The sequence below is a fragment of the Tessaracoccus aquimaris genome (assembly GCF_001997345.1).
In the GTDB taxonomy this organism is placed as follows: domain Bacteria; phylum Actinomycetota; class Actinomycetes; order Propionibacteriales; family Propionibacteriaceae; genus Arachnia; species Arachnia aquimaris.
Window position 1 is genome coordinate 423,530 of record NZ_CP019606.1, and the last position, 21,682, is coordinate 445,211.

20 protein-coding genes, 2 tRNA genes and 1 pseudogene are annotated in these 21,682 nt (G+C 69.0%); 18 read left to right on the plus strand and 5 right to left on the minus strand.

Annotation, left to right across the window (positions count from 1 at the left end; all coding sequences use genetic code 11):
- Positions 1-4: 4 nt before the first annotated feature.
- Positions 5-271 (plus strand): DUF6112 family protein, encoded by a 267-nt coding sequence (locus BW730_RS01990; RefSeq protein ID WP_026926270.1) that lies wholly within the window; start codon positions 5-7, stop codon positions 269-271.
- Between the two features lie 14 nt (positions 272-285).
- Here the strand turns inward: BW730_RS01990 and BW730_RS01995 are convergent, their stop codons facing one another.
- A complete protein-coding gene (locus BW730_RS01995) occupies positions 286-1,152 on the minus strand; it encodes a TIGR02391 family protein (RefSeq protein ID WP_026926269.1) in 867 nt (288 codons plus the stop codon).
- A gap of 163 nt (positions 1,153-1,315) precedes the next feature.
- On the opposite strand from BW730_RS01995, the gene BW730_RS02000 reads away from it, so the two are divergent.
- From BW730_RS02000 to BW730_RS02010, 3 genes are read left to right on the plus strand one after another with little or no spacing between them, the layout of a single operon-like run.
- The gene (locus tag BW730_RS02000) at positions 1,316-1,636 is read left to right on the plus strand and encodes a DUF6112 family protein (RefSeq protein ID WP_026926268.1); all 321 of its coding nucleotides are present in this window, start codon (positions 1,316-1,318) and stop codon (positions 1,634-1,636) included.
- A 34-nt stretch (positions 1,637-1,670) separates the two neighbouring features.
- Positions 1,671-3,032: a hypothetical protein gene (locus BW730_RS02005; protein WP_026926267.1), complete on the plus strand. Its 1,362-nt coding sequence runs from the start codon at positions 1,671-1,673 to the stop codon at positions 3,030-3,032.
- A 3-nt stretch (positions 3,033-3,035) separates the two neighbouring features.
- Complete coding sequence (locus tag BW730_RS02010; protein WP_026926266.1) at positions 3,036-4,505, plus strand: PrgI family protein; 1,470 nt, start codon at positions 3,036-3,038, stop codon at positions 4,503-4,505.
- A gap of 2 nt (positions 4,506-4,507) precedes the next feature.
- On the opposite strand, the gene BW730_RS02015 is transcribed toward BW730_RS02010, so the two are convergent.
- Entirely contained in the window at positions 4,508-5,569 is a 1,062-nt protein-coding gene (locus BW730_RS02015; RefSeq protein ID WP_026926265.1) for a CHAT domain-containing protein, read from the minus strand.
- A 115-nt stretch (positions 5,570-5,684) separates the two neighbouring features.
- On the opposite strand from BW730_RS02015, the gene BW730_RS02020 reads away from it, so the two are divergent.
- The 8 genes from BW730_RS02020 to BW730_RS02055 all read left to right on the plus strand — a co-directional run bounded on the left by BW730_RS02020 (position 5,685) and on the right by BW730_RS02055 (position 13,477).
- A complete protein-coding gene (locus tag BW730_RS02020) occupies positions 5,685-6,515 on the plus strand; it encodes a hypothetical protein (protein ID WP_026926264.1) in 831 nt (276 codons plus the stop codon).
- Complete coding sequence (locus tag BW730_RS02025) at positions 6,512-7,996, plus strand: ATP-binding protein (protein ID WP_026926263.1); 1,485 nt, start codon at positions 6,512-6,514, stop codon at positions 7,994-7,996. Before BW730_RS02020 ends, BW730_RS02025 begins: the two co-directional genes overlap by 4 nt.
- Entirely contained in the window at positions 7,993-8,541 is a 549-nt protein-coding gene (locus BW730_RS02030) for a hypothetical protein (protein WP_026926262.1), read from the plus strand. Before BW730_RS02025 ends, BW730_RS02030 begins: the two co-directional genes overlap by 4 nt.
- A complete protein-coding gene (locus BW730_RS02035) occupies positions 8,538-10,316 on the plus strand; it encodes a type IV secretory system conjugative DNA transfer family protein (protein ID WP_026926261.1) in 1,779 nt (592 codons plus the stop codon). The genes BW730_RS02030 and BW730_RS02035 overlap by 4 nt, the downstream gene beginning before the upstream one ends.
- A gap of 82 nt (positions 10,317-10,398) precedes the next feature.
- Complete coding sequence (locus tag BW730_RS02040) at positions 10,399-10,836, plus strand: single-stranded DNA-binding protein (RefSeq protein WP_026926260.1); 438 nt, start codon at positions 10,399-10,401, stop codon at positions 10,834-10,836.
- Positions 10,833-11,411, plus strand: coding sequence for a hypothetical protein (locus BW730_RS02045; RefSeq protein ID WP_026926259.1), 579 nt, complete (start codon positions 10,833-10,835; stop codon positions 11,409-11,411). The genes BW730_RS02040 and BW730_RS02045 overlap by 4 nt, the downstream gene beginning before the upstream one ends.
- A gap of 3 nt (positions 11,412-11,414) precedes the next feature.
- A complete protein-coding gene (locus tag BW730_RS02050; protein WP_077684804.1) occupies positions 11,415-11,621 on the plus strand; it encodes a hypothetical protein in 207 nt (68 codons plus the stop codon).
- 176 nt (positions 11,622-11,797) lie between these two features.
- Positions 11,798-13,477 (plus strand): recombinase family protein, encoded by a 1,680-nt coding sequence (locus BW730_RS02055; RefSeq protein ID WP_026926257.1) that lies wholly within the window; start codon positions 11,798-11,800, stop codon positions 13,475-13,477.
- Here the strand turns inward: BW730_RS02055 and BW730_RS02060 are convergent.
- Positions 13,470-13,545 (minus strand) — tRNA-His (locus BW730_RS02060). The genes BW730_RS02055 and BW730_RS02060 overlap by 8 nt on opposite strands.
- Positions 13,546-13,623: 78 nt before the next feature.
- A pseudogene (gene orn / locus BW730_RS02065) lies at positions 13,624-14,258 on the minus strand (oligoribonuclease).
- 60 nt (positions 14,259-14,318) lie between these two features.
- Between orn and BW730_RS02070 the strand changes: the two are divergent.
- A tRNA-Arg gene (locus tag BW730_RS02070) sits at positions 14,319-14,394 on the plus strand.
- Positions 14,395-14,423: 29 nt separating this feature from the next.
- Positions 14,424-15,959, plus strand: a complete 1,536-nt coding sequence (locus BW730_RS02075) for a M48 family metalloprotease (protein WP_077684805.1) — start codon at positions 14,424-14,426, stop codon at positions 15,957-15,959.
- 12 nt (positions 15,960-15,971) lie between these two features.
- On the opposite strand, the gene BW730_RS02080 is transcribed toward BW730_RS02075, so the two are convergent.
- Positions 15,972-16,565, minus strand: coding sequence for a 2'-5' RNA ligase family protein (locus BW730_RS02080; RefSeq protein ID WP_145952685.1), 594 nt, complete (start codon positions 16,563-16,565; stop codon positions 15,972-15,974).
- Positions 16,566-16,620: 55 nt separating this feature from the next.
- Between BW730_RS02080 and BW730_RS02085 the strand changes: the two genes are divergently transcribed.
- Genes BW730_RS02085 through BW730_RS02100 form a run of 4 tightly spaced genes read left to right on the plus strand, consistent with a single transcriptional unit; the run spans position 16,621 to position 21,504 of the window.
- A complete protein-coding gene (locus BW730_RS02085) occupies positions 16,621-18,186 on the plus strand; it encodes a PrsW family intramembrane metalloprotease (RefSeq protein WP_077684807.1) in 1,566 nt (521 codons plus the stop codon).
- The gene (locus BW730_RS02090; RefSeq protein WP_077684808.1) at positions 18,183-19,907 is read left to right on the plus strand and encodes a P-loop NTPase family protein; all 1,725 of its coding nucleotides are present in this window, start codon (positions 18,183-18,185) and stop codon (positions 19,905-19,907) included. Before BW730_RS02085 ends, BW730_RS02090 begins: the two co-directional genes overlap by 4 nt.
- Positions 19,904-21,349 carry a GTPase gene (locus BW730_RS02095; protein WP_077684809.1) on the plus strand — a complete coding sequence of 482 codons (1,446 nt, stop codon included), beginning with the start codon at positions 19,904-19,906 and terminating at the stop codon, positions 21,347-21,349. Before BW730_RS02090 ends, BW730_RS02095 begins: the two co-directional genes overlap by 4 nt.
- Entirely contained in the window at positions 21,277-21,504 is a 228-nt protein-coding gene (locus BW730_RS02100; RefSeq protein ID WP_077684810.1) for a hypothetical protein, read from the plus strand. The genes BW730_RS02095 and BW730_RS02100 overlap by 73 nt, the downstream gene beginning before the upstream one ends.
- The last annotated feature ends 178 nt before the right edge of the window (positions 21,505-21,682 follow it).

Consider the following 21,682-nt stretch of genomic DNA (forward strand, 5'->3'; position numbering starts at 1 on the left):
TGCAATGGGTGTCTTCCCCGACTTCGACGGACTCGGCGGCATCGGCGACCTCCGCGCCGTGGTCGGCGCGCTCCTGACGTTCGTCCTGATCGTGGCCGTCCTCATGCTCATCGTCTCCGCGATCGTCTGGGCGATCGCGACGGCCCACGGAAACTACGCGACCGCCAGCAAAGGCCGCATCGGTGTCCTCGTCTCCGTCGGCGCGGCCGTCCTCGCCGGAGGCGGCGTGGCCTGGATGAACTGGCTACTCACAGTCGGTTCAAGTTTGTAGCTGCGGCTTCGCGGTCATCGGTCTGATTCCTCCGCGTCGGCGCTCGCTGTCTCGCACTGGTCGAGCAGGCGCGCGAGGTAACTGTATGCCGCGAGGCGCTCCATCGCTTCCTGCTCGGACAGTTCGGTGCGCGTGTGCGTCGTCACGTTGCGGACCGTGAGGTTCAGACCAGTGGCCAGCGCGTTGAGGGCCTTAGCGAGCGGTTCAAGACCGCCGCGCATGCTCTTCACCGTCTTGTCATCCGACCCTCCCGGCCAGGTGAGCTTCGGCTTGCCCGGTTCAGGAGCGCCCGACGATAACGTCTGCTGCCAGAAGACCGTGTCATCGACATCGTTCCGGCCGAGACGTTCCTTCCAGTGGACCGTGAGGCCTTCGGCTGCTTCACGAACTGCAACTCGGTACTGATGCGTCGTCCAATGGGCGGAAGCACCAGCCCAGACCACGGGGTGAAACTGTGCGGGAGCGAAGGTCGGAAGGTCAGAGTCGGTACGTGACTCGGCGTCGACGATCATCGCGTCGAGCCTGCCCTTGACGTTGGCGGTCGTAGTCCGAATATCCCGAGGCGCGATGGGGGCCTTGGGCGCAGACATAAATGACCAGTTAGAGATCGGGTCGATCGCTCCGAGACCAGCGATCCCAATGTAGGCACCGGTCACTGACACAGCGCTCGCCGCCAGGCCAGCAGCCTCCGCGACACCGAGTTCGAGCCGTTGAACCTCGCTCTGGTCCTGGCCTTCCTTTGTCCACACAGTAGGAAAGAGGCCGCGCGCCGACATGTGATCCGACTCAACCTGAGTGCTCATCCAGGCGTCGAACGCTTCCTCGAACTTCTCAACAGCGGCACGCAACCGCTGGAGGTAATCCACCCCGTACTGACTCATGTTCCTTGCACCTCTCGTCCGGCGGTCCCGTGCGGGCGAGCGACGCACAGATACTCCAAGGCTACGGGCGGCCACCGACAGGGACGGCGACGAGCGCGCACCTGTCGCGTGTACCCCGTCTGCGAGTTCGTGGGCGGGCCGCCCGTCGCCAAGGAGACCTACCGTGTTCGATCTGCTCGCCAACGTCATGTCCGCGCCGCTGCTGGTGCCAATGGACATCAACATCGACCCCAACACCAACGGCCTGCCGGGGATCAACCAACTGCGCACCATCGTCGGCGCGGTGATGACCATCGGCCTCATCCTGTCCGTGCTCGCGCTGATCGTGTCCGCGATCGTGTGGGGCTTCGGCGCGAACTCCTCCAACCCACACCTCGCCTCGCGCGGGAAGATCGGCGTCCTCGTCTCCTGCGGCGCTGCGGTGATCTGCGGCTCGAGCGTGACGCTCATCAACTTCTTCTGGAACGTCGGCCAGTCCGTCTGACCCGCCCCATCGTCGTCGAGAGCTGGTGTTCGTGATGGGCGTGTGCGACGTTCCCGTGATCTCCTCGGTGTGCGATGCCGTCGGCGAAGGAGCCGCGTCGTTGGTCGCGGCCCCGTTCGACTGGCTCGCGCAGGCGATGGGTGCCGCCGCCGGGTGGCTGTTCGAGGCGGTCTGGTCGGTCTTCGACACCACGACGCTGGTGGATGTCACCAAGCCCGGCTACATCGCCGTCTACAACCTGCTGTTCGGCATCGCCGTCTTCGTGATGCTGATCTTCTTCTGCCTCCAACTCATCACCGGGCTGATCCGCCGCGACCCCACCGCCCTGACCCGCGCCGCGCTCGGCCTGGCGAAGTCCGTCCTCGGATCGTTTGTCGTCATCACGCTCACGGCACTGCTGCTGGAAGTCGTCGATCAACTGTGCATCGGGATCGTGCAAGCCGCCGGAGAGACCACCGAGTCGATGGGCGACAAGATCGCCCTCCTCGCCGCAGGGCTGGTCGGCATCAACATCGCCGCTCCCGGTGTCGGCGCCATCATCACGATCTTCATGGCTGGCCTCGCGATCACCGCCGCCGCGATCGTGTGGCTGTCCCTCCTCGTCCGGAAAGCGCTCCTGCTGGTGGCGGTCGTGTTCGCGCCGCTCGCGTTCAGCGGTGCCTCGTGGGACGCCTCGCGGGGGTGGATCGGGAAGTGGGCGATGTTCGTCGTCGCGCTGATCTGCTCCAAGCTCGTGCTCGTCGTGATGTTCCTCGTCGCGATCACCCAGGTCTCCGCACCGATCGACGCCGACCTCGCCTCGGTCAGCGATCCCATCGCGGGGATCGTGCTGATGGCGATGGCCGCGTTCGCCCCGTATCTCACGTACAAGTTCATCGCGTTCGTCGGGTTCGACATGTACCACGCGATCGGCTCCGAGCAGGACGCCAAGAGCGCACTCAACCGCCCGATCCCCGTCCCGACCAAGCCGCAAGGAGGCGGCGATCGGAAGAAGGTGCTCGACGGGAGCAGCAGTGGCGGCGGGAACGCGGGCGGAGGCTCCGGTGGAGGAAGTAGCACACCGCCACCGCCGAAGACCCCGGCACCGGCACCCGCCGCGGGTGGTGGAGGTGCCGCCGCAGGCGGGGGCGGCGCGGCCGCGGCCGGCCCCGTGGCCGCAGGGGTGGTGGTCGGGGCGAGTGTCGCCAAGGGTGCCGCGACCGCCGGGCCGAAGGCCGGAACGGCGCTGGGAACCCAGGGCGAGCACGCCGCCGACGCAGCCGCGCAGACAACGCCACCGCCCGCCGCCTCACCTGCGGCACCGCCGTCAATCTCGGCACCACGACCGCCGAGCACCGACCCGTCACCGCCGCCGAAGCAGCCCCCGCCGCCCGCGCCACGCCCACCAAAGGAGTAGATGATGAGCAGCACGAACCAGGACCGGCCCACTGCGGGTGAACTCGTGCCGGTGAAGTTCTCCCGCCTCACCCGCCGCGGCGTCCTCCTCGGCCTGTCGCTGACCCAGCTCATCACACTCGCCATCGGCGGAGCCACACTCATCGGCGCGTTCTACGCCGGAGGTGGGATGCTGCTCGCCTACAGTGCCCCGATCTGGGTACTCGCCGCCGCGCTGACTTGGATACCGATCGCGGGCCGGCCGATCGTGGAGTGGCTGCCCATCGCCTGCTGGTGGCTGTGGCGTACCACCGGCGGACAACTGCTGTACCGGCGCAGGATCGTCGTCCCGCGCCCCGTCGGCACCCTCGCACTGCCCGGCGACATGGCGCGACTGCGCGAGTACACCGACCCCGACACCGGAGCGGGGATGATCCACGACCCCCACGCCGCCACGTTGACCGTGGTGTGCGAGGTCACCCATCCCGCGTTCGTGCTCCTCGATCCCGGCGAGCAGGAACGCCGCGTCAGCTCCTGGGGCCGGGTGCTGGCCACCGTCTGCCGCTCCGGGCGGATCGCGACTCTTCAGGTCTTGGAGCGGACTCTGCCGGACTCCGGCACCGGACTGGCCGAATGGTGGGCCACCCACGGCACCCCGGACGGATCATGGGCGGCCGACACCTACGCAGAACTCATCGACCGTGCCGGACCCGCCGGCGAACGCCACGCCACCACCCTCTCGCTGTCACTGGACATGAAGACCAGCGCTCGGCAGATCAGGACCGCGGGCGCCGGGATGCGCGGTGCTGCCGCCGTGCTGCGCCAAGAGATGAACACTCTCATCGCGGCGCTTCGCTCCGCCGACCTCTCGCCGTCGGGATGGCTGACACCAGGGCACATCGCGGTGATGCTGCGTTCCGCCTACGACCCAGCGATCGCCGCCACGCTGGAACGGCACGGCAGGCTCGGCCAGTCCCTCGCGACCGCAGGGCCGGTTGCGGTCACCGAGACCTGGGGCAAGCTGCGCACCGACTCCGCCCACCACGCGGTGCTCTGGGTCAGCGAGTGGCCCAGGTCGCTCGTCTATCCGGGATTCCTGTCGCCCGTGCTGCTGTCCACCGGCATCCAGCGGTCGTTCTCGCTGATCTGCACCCCGATGCGCTCCGATGCCGCTGCTCGCGACATCCGCAGGAAGAAGGTCGAGCACATCTCCGACCAGGCCCAGCGCGCGAAGATCGGCCAGATCGAGGACGCCTCGCAGACCGCCGAGTATCACGACGTGCTCCAGCAAGAAGCCGACCTCACCGCCGGCCACGGCATCCTCCGCTACACCGGCCTCATCGCCGTCTCTGCGCCCACCGGCGAAGAGCTCGATGCCGCCGTCGCCGCGATCGAGCAGGCCGCGATCCAAGCCTCCTGTGAGACGCGGCTGCTCGTCGGCCAGCAAGCCGCCGCCTTCACCGCCGCCGCGCTCCCGCTCTGCCGGCGGGTCTGAGTTCAGCCTTCAGGGCTGACGAGGATCGTGGCTGATGGATCGACATCGGGTGCCCAAGCAAGGGTCGGCAGGTCAGCGCTTTCCAGTCCCGCGAGTTCGAGCGCAGCCTGTCCCGACAGATGCGAAGAGATGATGGACTGCCCGTTTGCGACTGCCGCGTAGAACTGTGCGGCGTAGTTGATCGCATCGGCGTCTTCGATGCTGTCGGCCATCCCGATCGCGAACGGCACGACTCGAGCCACCAGGTCGTCGATCTGGGCTGCGGAGCGACACGAGTTCAGCAGGACGAGGAGCGGAGGATCGTCGGTTGCGCTGATCGCGCGTGCGAAGGCTAGCGCCGTCACGATCACTCCCTCGTGGGGTTCGTCTGCTTCATCCTCAAAGACGATCAGGTCGTCGTTGCTGTGGCCCGAGAAGTGGACCACGTGAGGACGGAACTTCGTGATGCCGTCCAGTAGGTCAGCCGTAGTTGCTGCTGGCCGCACATCGAGTTCGATCTGGTCACGGTGCAAAGCCGACTCGACCGCTGCCCGGATGCGCTTCTGCTCCCTTCCAACGCGGAGGTCACCTTCGGCCGAAGCACCCAGCATGAGCACTCGGAGCTTCTCCGGCTTGGGCGCTGGGAGCTGACGCAGCGCGTGACTGACGGCTACCTCGGCACCGCTGATCCGCGATTCAAGCTGGGCACGTTCAGCCGCCGCCCGCCGGTCGGCACGCTGCTGCTCGCTCTTTCGGCGTCTCTCGGCGGCATCGGCCTCCGACTGTTCGGCACGGGAGAGCTTGGTCTGTAGCGCGGCCTCGTCCTTCGCGTAGCCGGCTGCCCGGGTCTGCCAGCGGCTGGCCTCCTTGCCCGCAGTCTCCGCTTCCTTCTCGCGGCGCTCGGCGTCCCGCAACTTGCTGCTGCGGGTGGAACTGCTCGTCGTCTTTGCGGCAGCCTGCCGCGCCTTGGCGGCATCGGCTCGCTTCGAGGACTCCTTCGACCGGTACTCACCCGCCTTCTTGTCCGCGTCGATCCGCTGTTTGCGCTTGCGGTCAAGCTGTCCTCGGTACTGACTTGCGCTCACTCTGTCGGGCTCCTGCCTCGTTTGCCCTCGTGTCATCTACAACGCTAGGCCGCACCACCGACATTTTCCGTTCGCTGGTGCGCACCTCCCCGTCATACGGCACCAGGAGGTCACCATGCCTACGTTCTTCGATTCGACTGCCGACGCCGCCGAGGCGTCCGAAGCCTTGCGCGGCCTCGCGCACGCGAGCCGGGGCTTCGATCAGCCCGCCGAGATGTACGGGGTGATCGGTGATCTGTCCTCGGGCATGCGCTCGCTGCGGCAGGCGCTCGACCAGATCGCCGATGTTCACGAGCGCAAGGCCGCGCACGCGTTCAACGACGCCGGAAGCCACGAGGCAGGCGTGCGGGAGGCGCTCGCTGCTGCGGAAGAGTTGCGTCAGGCCGCGAACCTCGTCGACCGGGCCCACGACCGGCTCGCGGAAGGCTTCATCGCCGCGGGGCGGATCGCCTGGCACCCCGAGCCCGCCGTCGAGGAGGTCATGCCGTCGCGGTGGGTCAGCGTGGTGTTCCTCCAGGGCGAGGAGGCCGACCGGCCGTTGCACATCCTGGGCGAGCTGGGACACGTGGATGCGGTGGACTTCCTCGCGCAGTGGGACTACGGCGACGAGACCACGCAGGCCGCGCTGGAGAACGGGTATGTCTACGACAAGCCCGGCGAGGGCACCAACGATCGGGTTGCGCTCTCGGGCGACTACGCGCTGGTCGTCAACCCGCATATCGGCTACGTCTCGCTGCTGCGCCGCTACACCGAACCAGAGGCCGAGCCCCAGGATGCCGAGCTGGTCGAACCGGCTCCGGTGCAGCCGGGGCCGGAGCTTCTGGTGTCGTACTCGTCGCCGGGCGCTCCGAAGCGAGCCGACCCGCCGACCCCGAAGCGGGATGGGTCGTGGTTCGAGCCGGCCAAGATCACGGCGGTCAAGCAGTCGCGGGGGCTGGTGCGGTGACCGAGGATCGCGCGCGGCTGCATACCGCTGTCCTGGTGGCACCGTCGAAGGAGCGGCGGAAGCTCCGCAAGCAGCGCCGCAAGGCCGAGGCCCGACTCCACGCCGAGCAGCGAAGGACCGCGCTCGCCGCCGCGAAGGCAAAGGCCGAGGAGGAGCGTGCCGAGCGCCGCGCGACGGTCTACCTGCCGAAGGCAGGCGAGTCCGGCGCTGCGCGGCTGCGCACTCCGGGCCGGTTCCATCTGACGCGGCATCAGGACACGTCGGCGACGCTGGCGGGTGCGTACCCGTTCGTCGCCGAGGGCGGTCTCGGCGCCGATGGCGTGTTCGTCGGCCAAGACCTCTACTCGGGCGGGAGTTTCGTCTACGACCCGTGGGTGCTCTACGCACGCGGCATCATCACCGCACCCAACGTGGTGCTGGCCGGGATCGTCGGCTCCGGCAAGTCATCGCTGGCCAAGTCCCTCTACACGCGCTCGCTACCGTTCGGACGGCGCGTATACGTGCCCGGCGACCCGAAGGGCGAACACACCGCCGTCGCCAACGCCGTCGGTGGACGTGCCATCGTCCTCGGTCACGGACTCAACACTCGCCTGAATCCGCTCGATGAAGGCCACCGGCCCAGCGGTCTCTCGGATGAGCAATGGGCGTCCACTGTCGCAGCCCGACGGCGTGACCTGATCGGCGCACTCGCGGAGACCGTGCTCGCGCGGGGATTGTCGCCGTTGGAGCACACCGCGATCGACATCGCCCTGACCCAGACCGTGCGGGAGAACGATGTGCCGATCCTGCCGATGGTCGTTGACCGCATCCTCGCCCCGAGCGCGGATGCCGACGGCCGGTTGGCCGAGGACGGCAGGCTCGTCGGCCACGCGCTGCGCCGTCTCGTGGCCGGCGACCTGGCCGGACTGTTCGACGGGCCTTCGACGGTCGCGTTCGACCCGTCGCTGCCGATGATCTCGCTCGACCTCTCGCGCGTCACCGAGAACTCGACGCTCATTTCGGTGTTGATGACGTGCTCGTCGGCGTGGATGGAGTCCGCGCTGCTCGACCCGAACGGTGGACAGCGGTGGGTGATCTACGACGAGGCCTGGCGGCTCATGTCCCATCCAGCGCTGCTGCGGCGGATGGATGCGCACTGGCGACTCGCGCGGCACTACGGGATCGCGAACATGCTGATCTTCCACAAGCTCACCGACCTCGACAACGTGGGCGACCAAGGCTCAGCCATGCGCTCCCTGGCGAACTCACTACTCGCGAACGCGGAAACGCGGATCGTGTACCGGCAGGAGTCCGACCAGCTCGGACCGACCGCGACCGCCCTCGGTCTGACCGGCACGGAGCAGCAGCTCTTGCCGAACCTTGGCGTCGGCCAAGGGCTGTGGCGGATCAAGGCCAGGAGCTTCGTCTGCCAGCACCAACTCCACCCCGACGAACTCGCCCTGTTCGACACCAGCAGCCGCGCCGCAGGAGGACACCGATGAACCTCACCGGCCCGCGCCGATCCACCCCGAACGAAGACGATGCCACGGCTCCCGTCGAGCTGCCGCACGTCCTCGTCACCGTCGCTGCAGACGGCACCCTCACCGCCACGGTCGATGGAACACCGTTCGCGTCGCCGGACGCGGGCGACTGGACGCGCGCGACGTTCGGGCCGCTCATGGATGCCATCACCAACGACCGCACCATCGCAGTCCGAGTCGAGGTGCGCGAGAACGACGGCAGCGTCTTCACCGACATCCTCCGCACCCGCAAACCCCGACGCGCAGTCGCACCGTCCGAGACCCCTGCGCCGGAAACTCGTCGAAGTCGCCACGCCCGACGGGTGCCGCGCTTGGCTGAGGTCACCGCGGGCGGGTTCGTGCCTGGCGAGGATGTCGCTGTCGCGACGATCGTCTCCCACACCGACGCTACCGGGACCGGCGAAGCCCGGACGCTCATCGACCTCGACGACCTACCCGACGGCACACACGAGGTGATCCTGTTCGGGCGCATCTCGGGCACGCTCGCGGTGCGGCGGCTGACATGAACCAGCGGCAGGCCGGGGGCATGGGCGACGAACTCACCAATGCCGCCCTCATTGGGCTGATCGGCATGTTCGGGATCGCCCTCGTTCTCCGCGCCGGTGGCAGTGTCGCCGCGTTCCTCACCGGCACACCCCAGCCAGACGCCGGCGCAGCGGCGGGACTCGCCGTGCTGTTCAACCCCGGCGACCCGGCAACCGCGCTCGGTGCCGACGGTCTCAACCCGGTCGCCTACTGGCTCGTCAGCGCGGCACTGCTCGGCGGACTCGCCACCGGGATCGTCTGGGTGTGGATCGTGCTGCGCCGCCACACGCGGAAGACCGAGACCGACCCGCACCGCCTTGCCGGGATCGCGACCAGCCATGAAGTCAAGACCGCAGCATCCGCGAAGGCACTGCTGCACCGCGCGGCCACACTGCGCCCCTCCTTGGAATCACCAGCCCCGCAGGATGTCGGCTACCTCCTCGGTGCCAGTCGCGGGACGGAGGTCTGGGCATCTGTCGAAGACTCGATCCTGCTGATCGGCCCACCCCGCTCAGGCAAGGGCCTACATGTCGTCATCAACGCGATCCTCGACGCACCCGGAGCGGTCGTCACCACCAGCACCAGGCCCGACAACCTCACCGCGACCCTCCGCGCCCGACGCCGCAGGGGCGGACCGGTCGCGGTGTTCGACCCGCAACACCTCGCCGAAGGCATCCCCGCCGGGCTGCGCTGGTCGCCCATTCGCGGCTGTGACGATCCGCTGACCGCGATGATCCGCGCTAACGGCCTCGCAGCCGCCACAGGACTCAGCGCCGGAGGGGTCGAGTCCGGCGGGTTCTGGGAAGGCAAAACCCGCACCGCACTCCAAAGCCTGCTGCATGCCGCCGCGCTCGACGGCCGCCAGCCAGCCGAGCTGTTCAGATGGACCCTCGACCCCAGCGCCGCGTCCGAAGCCGTCGCCATCCTCAACTCACACCCGAACGCGGCGATGGGCTGGGACGACTCCCTGGCCGCGATGATCGACGCCGACCCCAAGACCCGCGACAGCATCTGGCAAGGCGTCTCCCTCGCACTGGCCGCACTGGCCGACCCGCGCGTGCTCGATGCCGTCACGCCAGGCCCGCACGAGCACTTCGACCCCGAGACCTTCCTCACCGAACAAGGCACCCTGTACCTGCTCGCCACCGGAGCAGGAGCAGGAGCCTCGGCATCGCTGGTCGCGGCGTTCGTCGAAGACCTCATCGAAACCGCCCGCCGACTTGCCGCCCGCTCGCCCGGAGCACGGCTCGACCCGCCGCTACTGCTCGCGCTCGACGAGATCGGGAATCTCGCACCGCTGCCGTCACTGCCGACGCTCATGGCCGAAGGCGGTGGCACCGGGATCACGACCATGCCGGTCTTGCAGTCCCTCGCACAGGCTCGCGACAGGTGGAGTGAACACCAGGCCGGCGCGATCTGGGACGCTAGCATCGTCAAGATCATCCTCGGCGGCGCATCCAACAGCCGCGACCTCCAAGACCTCTCCACGCTCATCGGAGAGCGCGACGAGTACACCGACAGCGTGACACTCGGCGACCACGGCACCCGCTCCAACCAGCGCTCGATCCGCCGCGTCCCGATCCTGCCGCCAGACCGCATCCGCACCCTGCCATTCGGCACCGGCATTGCGATGCTGCGCTCCGCGCCGCCCATCGTCACCGACCTCCGCGCCTGGCCGACTCGCCCCGATGCCGCGCAACTCCGCAGCGACCGCGACGAACTCGAAACACTGCTGCGCCACCGCCCCGTCACCTGACGCTGCGTCTGGGTGCCGAAGCGCACCTGCCTGACACAGCGGCCACACACGGCTGGTCGCCCGAGTTCAGGAGGACGCCATCATGGCCATTCGTACCCACCAGTCCATCTCCGGCTTTGTCGCCTCGGACCCGCAGCTCAGCTACACCGACCGCGGCGACGCACGGCTCTACATGAAGGTCGGCATCGAGCATTACCGCAAGGAGCCCGACAACTCCTTCACGCAACTGGAGACGACGTTCCACGACCTCATTGCGTATCGCGGTGCTGCCGAGCAGGGAGCCGAGCGGCTCGCCAAGGGCGACAACATCATCGCCGACGGACGGGTGCGCGACTACTCCTACGAGCGCAACGGCCAGCGGTACGAGGGCGAGGAGTTCATCGCGACGCGCATCGGACACGACCTCGCCCGCACCCGCTACGAGGTGGATCGCAGCGAACGCACTTCCGGCCGAGACGCCGCGGCGTTCACCGGACCTCAGCAGGCCGCGCCGTCCACCGCGGCTGCCATCGGAATGTGAGCGATCCCGCCATGAGCGATCAGTTCCACCCTGAGCACGACGACATGCCACCCGAGGCAGGTCTCGCGTCCCCGCGTTTCGACGTGCCCGAGCCGCCGCATCCGGTCAACTGGAATCTGCTGACCGCCAACGATCTCGAAGCCGAGTTGCTCGAACTGAACCGTTGGGTGGACTGGCTTCGCCACACCTACGGACTTCCGGCCAGCGTCGTTCCGCCCTACTGGCACCGTCACCCCGAGCTCCTCTGGGAACTGTCGGCGCTGCACCTGCACTGGCTGTGCGCATACGACCCCGAGCAGAATGGGTCGGCACCGCTCGGCTGGCACCGCGACTTCGCCGATGCCCGTGCCCGCCTTCGTGATTGGGTGTCGGCCTGCGGTACGCGGCTCGACCGAGACCGCCCGACTCGCCAGACGAGCTGGCCCGGTGAAGACCCCACTCAGCCCATCGAGGACTCACCGATCACGGATCGCGACGAAGACTTCGTTCGGTTCGTGATCGACATGGTGGATGCGCGCCAGGAAGCAGAGGATGCCTTCTTCGCGGGCATCGACCCGGAGACGGGCGAGGTGTGAATCGTGGCGCGCCGCTATGAACGGAAGACCGGGCAGCGTCAACAGAGCGAGCGCGAGCTGACGATCCGCGCCGAGTTCCACGAGCCGCCCGACCTGGACAAGCTCTGCGAGCTGCTGATCCGCCTGGCGCTCCAACAGTCGGGAGCGTGCCGTTCGGAGGGATCGACGCGACCGAAGCGCCCTCGTGCCTGCGCGAGCGCGTCGTCGTAGAATGGAGGCATCCGTCGCGGATGGCGGATGTTGTGGTCCTAGCGCTTCGCCGCCACGGCGAGGCAAAGTAAACGTGGCCGACTCGGCCTAGTCCTACAGCCTTCGGGCTCTTCTCACGATCAACATCCGCTCTCACAAGTCCGCGTCGGCAGGACCAGTGACTGTGGAGAAGAGCCATGACGATCATCGACGCGGACCGAACCGCGATAGACAGCCTCGTAGCGCCCACCCCGTTCCCCGGATCATTCGCCGTCTCCTACCTACGGGTCTCCACGAAGGAGCAGGCGGAGAAGGGCGGCCAGGCGGAGGGCTTCTCGATCCCGGCCCAGCGCGAGGCGAACCAGCGCAAGGCCGACCAGCTCGGAGCAACGATCATCGAGGAGTTCGTCGACGCGGGCGAGTCCGCGCGCAAGGCCGACCGGCCCGAACTGATGCGGATGATCCAGTACGTCGCGAAGCACAAGACGAACTACTGCATCGTCCACAAGGTCGACCGGCTCGCCCGCAACCGAGCCGACGACGTGACCATCCACCTCGCCCTCAAGGACGCCGGCGTCACGCTGGTGTCGGCCACGGAGAACATCGACGAGACCCCGTCCGGGATGCTGCTGCACGGCATCATGTCCTCGATCGCGGAGTTCTACTCCCGCAACCTCGCCACCGAGGTCGTCAAGGGTCTGTCGCAGAAGGCCGCGCAGGGCGGCACCGTGACGAAGGCACCCATCGGCTACCGCAACGTCGGCGTGCGCGACGAGTTCGGGCGGGAAGTACGCACCGTCGAGATCGACGAGGAGCGAGCCCCGTTGGTGCGGTGGGCGTTCCAGGTGTTCGCATCCGGCGACTGGACGACGAGCCAGCTTCACCAGGAGCTCGTAGCGCGCGGGCTCACGACAGCGGCGTCGCCGCGGCGACCGTCCCGACCCATCGGGAAGTCGTCGGTGCATCGGATGCTGACGAACCCGTACTACAAGGGCAGCGTCCGCTACCAGGGCGTGACCTATGCCGGAGCGCACGAGGCCATCGTCCCCAACGAGGTGTGGGACCAGGTGCAGACCGTGCTCGGCACGCACCGCTCGGCAGCAGATGCAACGCAAGTCCACGAGCACTACTTGAAGGGGACGGTGTTCTGCGGCCAGTGCGGCTCGCGGCTACTGGTGTGCAACGCCAAGAGCAGCCAGGGCACGATCTACCCGTACTTCGTGTGCGCGAGCAGGCATGGTGGCAGAGGCGACTGCACCCGGCAGGCGATGCTCATCGAGCAGGTCGAACGGCTCATCGAGCGCTTCTATGCCAAGGTGCAGCTCGATCCCGAGACGACGCAGGCGGTCTCGGCGATGATCCATGCCCGGTTCGACGAGATGATGGCCGAAGGAGCCGCCGAACTTGCCGACCTCGCGTCCCGGAGAACCCAACTCGAAGGCGAGCAGCAGAAGTTGCTGCAAGCCCACTACGCCGGAGCCATCCCGCTCGACCTGCTCAAGAAGGAGCAGGACCGGATCACCGCGTCGTTGGAGACCATCGAGCACCGGATCACCGCTCACCACGGCCACTATGCCGACGCGCGGGCGAACCTCGACGACTCGCTGAAACTGCTGTCCAACGCTGCCGACCTCTACGAGCACGCCGACGACGCGAACCGCCGACTGTGCAACCAAGCACTGTTCAGGGCGATCTACATCGACGAGGACAACGACGTGCGCGTCGGCTACCGGAACCCGTATGACGGACTGAGCCTCTCCGGCCTCCACGCCGACGCCCTGAGCTGGGCCGCCGAGGCGAAGAAAATGGGCCAGGCGCGAACCGCGACCAAGGGTGGCCCCTTGGTCGCAAGTTCACACCTGACCCGTTTGGGGTGAGTAACGGGACTTGAACCCGCGACATCCTGGACCACAACCAGGTGCTCTACCAGCTGAGCTATACCCACCATCGTCGCCGACGAGTCAGCGACCCGGAAAGGATAGCGCACCCGTCGGCGGCCTGAGAAATCCGCCTTCCCTGCCCGTCAGGCGGTGGGGGTGGGCGCCTCGCCGACGTTGCCTGTGAGCGCGCCGCGGTGCTTCGCGGCGATGGCGCGCAGGTCCTCCGTCGTGGGCCCGGGGCGGCCACGAACATGGCGTCGCGGTAGTAGCGCAACTCCTCGATGGACTCCTGGATGTCGGCGAGCGCGCGGTGGTTGCCCGTCTTGGCCGGGGACTGGTAGTGGATCCTGGGGAACCAGCGCTTGGCGAGCTCCTTGAGGCTGGAGACGTCGACGTTGCGGTAGTGGACCCACTGCTCGAGTTCGGGCATGTCGCGGGCGAGGAACGCGCGGTCGGTGCCGATGGTGTTGCCGGCAAGCGGCGCCTTGCGGGCGATCGGCACGTACTGGCGGATGTAGTCGAGCGACGCCGCGGTCGCCTCCTCCATCGTCACGCCATCGGCGAGTTCGTCGAGCAGGCCGGACTTGGTGTGCATGTCGCGCACGAAGTCGCCCATCGCCGCCAACTGCTCGTCCGTCGGCTTGATCAGGACATCGACGCCGTCTCCGAGGACGTTGAGGTCGCCGTCGGTGACCAGCACCGCGACCTCGATCAGGGCGTCGTTGACCAGGTCGAGTCCGGTCATTTCGCAGTCGATCCACACCAGGTTTTCACTCATGACGACCAATTTAGGCGTCCGATGGTCAGCAGTGCCACCGGGCTATGATGTTGGCCGCCAGCCCCTGTGGCGCAATGGATAGCGCAACGGCCTTCTAATCCGTCGGTTGCAGGTTCGAGTCCTGCCAGGGGCGCCAGGCGCCATCGACGCGACACGGAGGCTGAAGTGAGCTCAAGCAGATCGCGGACGCGTGCCAGGGTCCTGCTCGTCGGCCTGCCGCTGCTCGCGGGGCTCGTGCCGCTTGCCCTCGCGGTCGTCGCGTGGGTGGTTGGCTGGCCCCTCATCTCTGTGGTCCTGGTGCTGGTCGGCTACCTTCTCGCACGGTCGGCCCTTCGCTCGCCGCGGCTACCCGTGGACGACAAGCGCCGCGCGGTCGACCTGCCGACCTCCGGGCACCCCGAACTGTGGCGACTTGTCCGCGACGCGGCCGCCGACGCCAAGGTCGCGCCGCCCGCAGCGCTGGCGCTCACCGACAGGGTGGGGGTCGACTACGACGAGCGTCGACGCGCGCTGGCGCTCGGCTACGGGGCGCTGTCCCTGCTTGAAGCGCGCGAACTGCGCGCCGCCGTCGCCCACGAACTCGTGACTGCCACGCGCCTGCCCGCCGAGGTCCGCAGACAGGCGGCGTTCGCCAGGAGGGAGAGCGACCGCCGCGGGCGCTGGGCCCGCATGCGCGCCGACCTCTACCGCGCCGCGCACTCGATGGACGATGTCGAGGCGGCCGCCGCGAAGGCCGGGGCCAAGGCTGGGGGAGCCGCAGCGCTCAACGAGGCGCGGGCCAGCCTCGCCGCCGCAGACCTCCTCGGCTTCGAGATCGAGGACCTGATCACCGTGATGTCCGACGCGGGGCTGCGCGGGCCCCTCGACGAGGCCTGGCGCCGGTTCGCCGCCACGCATGGCCGTCCGCGCCCGGCGGGCCTGGTGCCCGCAACCACGCTGCTCGACGACCCGTTCGCCGTCGAGGACGACTGGCTGCTTCCCGCTCTGCAGCGGGGCACCTGGGAGCAGATCGCCGTCGTCGCCGCCCCGAGGCAGATGGCGTTCGCCCTGTTCGGTGAGACGGTGCCGGAGGTGGACCCGACGCCGCGCGGAATGCTCGATCAGGAGGACGGCGGGGACGACCTCGACCCGTGGATCCTGCGCCTCGCCGCCCGTGTCGCGCTCGGCGTCCCCGCCGTCGGGCTCGCCTGGGGCCAGGACGACGATGTCCTCACCTTCGCCGACCCGAACGCGCTGGGCGACGCCGTCGACCGGGCGGTGGAGCGTGGGAACAGTCAGCCGGTGCGCGACCTGATCGCCTCGCTTGGCGGCGACCTGGACCGACGGCTGACGCCCGGCCAGGACCGCTACCTCGGCACCCTTGCTGGGCTGGTCACCGGGGGCGCGCTCGTCGACCTGCACCTCTTCGGCGACGGGGTGCTGATCGCTCAGGCGGAGCCGGGGCGAGACGCGTGGGAGGCCGCACGCAACGTCGCCCGATCCGACGACCCCCGCGCCGCAGGGCGGTGGATCCCAGCCGAAAGGATCGGCGGCGCCCATGACGTCACGTCGTTCGAGTTGCTGATCGACGACGCCTGGGAGCGCTTCGACGACGGTCCCGAGCCCGCGATCCTTCCCATGCGGTTCGTCCCCAAGACCCGCTTCGCAGAGGCGCTCGTGCGGCACGGCGCCCGGGTCGAGGACATCGACGACCTTCTCTAGCCGGGCGGTGCCTCAGAACTCCCAGTTCGCCAGTTCGGTCCAGTCGAACGTGCCGACCTCGGGTCGCATCGTCACCGACACCAGGTGCAGGCCGCGGATCGGCACCGTGCCGACCTCGGGGGCGTCGGCGAGCCGGGCCTCGAGGTCCGCGTCAGGCACCTCGCCGACGGCGTAGGCCAACGCCACGTGCGGCGCGTGCGGGCCCGCGGGCAGTTCATCCTCGGGGAAGGCCTCGACGGCGGCGCCGCGGACGGCGGCCACCAGGGCGTCCCACTCGGGGGAGGGCTCTGCGGTGCAGTCGACCGCCTTGTCCGTCGCGCGAGGGGCGCCTACCCGCAGGTCGAACGGGCCAACGGTGGAGAGCCGGGCGCCGATCGCATCGGCGAGCCTTGTCAGGTTCGCCTGGCCGAGGTCGTCGTACTGAGCGAGTCGGCTGATGGTGAAGTGAAGCCAGGAGCGCGGCATCCGGGGAAGCCCGGGAACGCCGTCGAGGCGCTCCGACAGCGACTCCAGCCGGTCGGCCACCCCCTCGTCCGGCAGCGCGTACACGTGCAGCGACCCGTCGTTGCGATCCCAGCCGTCGATGCCGTCAAAGAAGCTCTGCATGCCCCAACCGTATCGGCGGGGCGCGGTCCGCATCGACCGGTAGGCTTTGCCCATCATGAGTGAAGCCAGGATCTCCAACCGCCTCCGGCTGCTGAACGGCCTGCCCAAGGCCGCCCAGCCGGGAAGCGCACGTCGCCCCTGGTATGCGGACGCGCGGGTGTGGGGGTCCTTTGCCGCGCTGGCCGCGATCGTGGTGTGGGCGCTGTTCGTGGCGCAGTGGCGCAACTGGATCATCGAGCGCCCCGTCGTGTGGATGCCGATCGTGGTGGCCGCCGTCGCGCTCGGGTTCTTCCTGAACTTCACCCGCGCTGGCCGCTGGGCCCGCGACAAACCCATCTTCTGGCTCACCATCGTGCTGCTGCCGCTCTACTTCGCGGGCCTGTACAACGAGTACTGGGTGCTGCACCCCGACACGGTCTTCGAGGACGGCTCCCGCTCGCTCGGCATCTCCAACGAGGCGATCCGCAAGGGCGCCTTCTACGCCGTATGGACGGCGGCCGCCTACTCGCTGCTGTTCATCTGGCTCGACCGGTTCCGCCCCAGCCAGCCGCTGGTGTGGCTGCTCACCTTCGGGTGGGGCGCCGCCGCGTCGACGTGGTTCTCGATCCACGTCAACACCTGGGTCGGCCAGGCGATGGCAACGCGCGAGGCGAACGCCGACTCCGGCTCACGGGCGGCGGTCTTCTCGGCGCCGTTCGTCGAGGAGTTCGCGAAGGCGACGATCCTGATCCTGCTCGTGGTGCTGTGGCGCAACAAGATCGTCTCGCGGCTGTCGATGGTCGCGCTTGCAGGCCTGTCCGCCGTCGGCTTCGCGTTCGTGGAGAACATCCTCTACTACTCGCGCGTGTGGATGCAGGCCACCCACGACATCACCATCGCCAAGCCAGACGAGGTGATGCTGGAACTGGTCATGTTGCGCGGCGTCTACACCTCGTTCGGGCACCCGCTGTTCACGATCATGACCGCTAGCGGCCTGGTGATCGGGCTCGGCGCGCGCAGCAAACTGGTGCGCGTGATGGCCCCGCTCGGCGGCTTCATGATGGCCTGCTTCGGGCACATGCTGTTCAACGGGCTGTCCTCGACGAACCCCATCGAGAACCTGATGCGGCCCTGGTACATGGCGCTCGCGGTGGTCGGGATCCTGATCATCTCGCTGATCGTCAGCGTCGTCGGCAACGGCCAGCTGCTCAAGGCGCGGCTCACCGACTACCAGCGCGCAGGCTGGATCACCCCGCGCGAGGTGCAGGTCTTCGGCGGCCCGCTGCGCCGGATGAAGCTGTTGTTCTTCGCCATCTTCCGTGGCCCGAAGACCTGGTGGCGCACCACAAAACTCGTGCGCCGCTACACCGAGTTGGCCTACCTGCGGAACCAGATGACCCGCGGCACCGTCGGCGCCCCCGGCGACTCACGGGCCCACGACATCCTCCACGAGGTCGAGACGCTCCGCGGGGTCGCGCTGACCGACTACGCGGGCGCCCGGCTGATCCCGCCGCGGAAGAAGAAGTCCGCGCCGATCGAGGTGCCCGACGGTGAGAGCCCCGGCCCGCTCACCTCGAACTATCCGCCCCCGAGCTTGCCCGGCCCCGCCGGCGTCGGAGGCAACTGGCCGGCGCCGAGATGAACGGGGCACAGCAACTCGTCGAGGCCTTCAAGAACCTCGACGCGACCGTGCCCGTCGCGCAGTTCCCGCTGCCGCTCGACGGTGCGGAGTCACTCCGCTCGCTCGCCGGCTCGATCAGCCACCAGGTCCGCGACTACCTGCTGCCCCGGGCGAGCCGCCTCGACGCGCCGCTGCTCGCCGTCGTCGGAGGCTCCACCGGCGCGGGCAAGTCGACGCTCGTCAACTCGCTGCTGCGCGCGCAGGTCACCAAGCCGGGCGTGCTTCGCCCGACCACCAAGTCCCCGGTGCTGGTGTGCCACCCCGACGACGAAGCGTGGTTCCGCTCCGAGCACGTGCTGCCCGACCTGGTCCGCACCGACACCCAACTGCACGACTCCCGCGCGCTGCACATCGTCGCCTTCCCCGACCTTCCGCCGGGCCTCGCGCTGCTTGACGCGCCCGACATCGACTCCATCGACGACGCCAACCGCTCGCTCGCCAGGCAACTGCTGCTCGCCGCAGACCTGTGGCTGTTCGTCACCTCCGCCGCCCGCTACGCCGACGCCGTCCCGTGGGGCTACCTGGCCTCCGCCGCCGAACGCAACATCGTCGTCAGCGTCGTGGTGAACCGCTGCCCGCCCGGCGCGATCACCGACGTCGGCAGCCATCTTGCGCAGATGCTCGCCGAACGAGGGCTCGCCTCCGCAAAGCTGTTCGCCGTCCCAGAGCGGGCACTGACCCCCGACGGGCTGCTCCCGATGGGCGACGTCTCCGGCATCAGGCAGTGGCTCGCTCACCTGGCGGCGGCCTCCGAGGCGCGCGCGCAGGTCGCGGTGCAGACGCTCGCGGGCTCCGTCCGCTCGCTCGACCCGCAACTGTCCGAACTGATCGACGGCGTCGCCCGCCAGGATGAGGCGCTGGCCGAACTGCGCGCCCAGTCGGTCGCCAACTACCGGTTCGCGGCCGAGGAGGTCTCCAAGGCCGCAAGCGACGGCACCATGCTGCGCGGCGAGATCCTCAGCCGCTGGCAGGACCTCGTCGGGACCGGCGAGTTCATGCGAAGCATCGAGGAACGCATCGGCATGATCCGCGACCGGATCTCCGGCTGGTTCCGCGGCGAGCCGAAGGCCGAGGCCGTGCAGGTCGCCATCTCCGACAGCCTCTCCGCCGTGCTCGTCGAGGCGGGGGAGGGCGCAGCAGAGTCGACAGCCGTCGCGTGGTCCCGGACCCGCTGGGGCCGCGAGATCATCGCGGCCGAACCCTCCCTCGCGCGCGCCTCTGAGGCCTTCCCCGAGGCGGCGGCCGAGGCGATCAGGGCGTGGCAGTCCGACGTCCTCCGACTCGTCGAAGAGGAGGGCCGCGGCAAGCGCAGGAAGGCCCGCTTCCTGGCCATCGGCACCAACGTCGCGGGCGCCGCGCTGATCATCGTCGTGTTCGCCGCCACCGGCGGCCTCACCACCGCCGAGGTCGGCATCGCCGGCGGCACCTCCCTGCTCGCGCAGCGCCTCCTGGAGGCCGTGTTCGGGGAGGACGAGGTCCGCAGGCTCGCCGTCGAGGCGCAGCGCCTGCTCCGCGACCGCGTCGACGCCGTCCTGGCGAACGAACTGACCCGCTTCGGCACGATCCTCGACGCGCTGGCCGTCGACGAGCAGGCCCCGGCCAAGCTCGCCGAGGCCGCCGACCGACTCCGCTCGGCCGCGCGGGCCGCCTTCGACGACCTGACCGCCCCGGAGCTTTCATGACGACAGTGGCAGACCGACTCGACACGCTCGCCGAGGTCGTCGACCTCGTCGAAGGGCGGGCACCCGCCGAGGTCGAGGAACAGGCCCGCCACCTGCTCGCGCACGCCTCCCGTCGGCTCGCCGCCGGGGCACAGACGACGGCTGCGCTCGCGGGCGCGACCGGTTCCGGTAAGTCGAGCCTGTTCAACGCGCTGAGCGGCACCCGGCTCGCCGAGCAGGGCGCCAGGCGTCCCACCACGTCCAAGACGCTCGCCGTCAGCTTCTCGGCGACCAACCCCGAACTCCTCGACCTGCTCGGCGTCGAGCGCCGCTACGAGGCGGAGCCGCCCACGCCGCAACTGGCCGACCTGGTGCTGCTCGACCTGCCCGACCACGACTCGACGGCCAGCGCGCACCGCGACGAGGTCGACCGGATGGTGGGCCTCGTCGACCAGTTCATCTGGGTGCTCGACCCGCAGAAGTACGCCGACGCCGCCATCCACCAGCGCTACCTGCGGCCGCTCGCCAAGCACCGCGACGTGATCACCGTGGTGCTCAACCAGGCCGACCTGCTCACCCCCGACCAGTTGCAGCAGTGCCTCGCGCACATCGGCCGCCTGCTGGAGGCCGACGGGCTCGGCGGCGTCCCGCTGCTCGCCACCAGCGCCGTCACGGGTATGGGCATCGACGACCTCCGCGCGAGGCTCGGCGCCCTCACCAGCGGCAAGCGTGCGGCGGCGCAGCGCCTCGAGGCCGACGTCGCCGTCGTGGCCGCCCGGCTCGACGAGTCCGTCGGACGGGGCAAGGCGGGCAAGGTCGGCAAGGACACCGTCACGACCCTGACGCAGCAGTTGGCGGCGGCGGCAGGCGTGCCCGTCGTCGTCCACGCGGTGCGCGACTCGGTGCGCCACCGCGGCCAACTGGCCACCGGGTGGCCGCTGGTGAAGTGGATCGGCAGGCTCAAGCCCGACCCGTTGAAGCGGCTGAGGCTCGGGATCGGCGGCTCCAAGAACGAACCCGAGACGCCCGCCCTGACCAGGAGTTCGCTACCGGCCAGGTCCGCCGCCGCGAGCGCGCACCTGTCGACCGGGCTGCGCGCGTTCGCGCACGAACTGGGCGAGGGGTTGCCCAACGTCTGGCAGGAGTCGATCAGCCAAGCCGTCTACTCGTCCGAGCGTCGGCTGCCCGACGACCTGGACCGTGCGGTGGTCGGTGCCGACCTGAGGGTCGCCAAGCCGCCGGTGTGGTGGGCCGTGATCCGCGGCCTGCAGTGGCTGCTGATCGTCGCGGTCGTCGTCGGTCTCGGTTGGCTGACGATCAACAGGCTGCTCGGCTACTTCGGGATGCCGCCGCTCGGGTCGTCCCGATCGGGCCCGACGGCGGCCTGCAGGTGCCGCTCCCGACCATCCTGGCGATCGGGGGCCTGCTCGCGGGCATCGTCTTGTCCGTCGTCTCGCAACTGATCATCGGCGCGACCGCCCGGGCCGCCGCGCGGAAGGCGCGCAAGTCCCTCGAGGCCGCCGTCCGCGAGGTCGCCGTCGACAAGGTAGTCGCCCCCGCCGAGGCCGAGGTCGAGCGCTACGCAAAGGCCCGCAAGGCCCTCGACCGCCTCATCTGAGGCCCAGCCCCACCGTTCCGCCTGACCGCTCGGGTCGGGCGGGGTTTGAGCATGTTTGGTAACTCGTTGCGGAAAACGCGGCTTTTGAGCGTTCAAGTCGAAACGAGCAACCAAACATGCTCAAGGACTCACCCAACCCGAGGCCGACGCCCCGACGCTTTCGGCTCCGCGGGGGCAA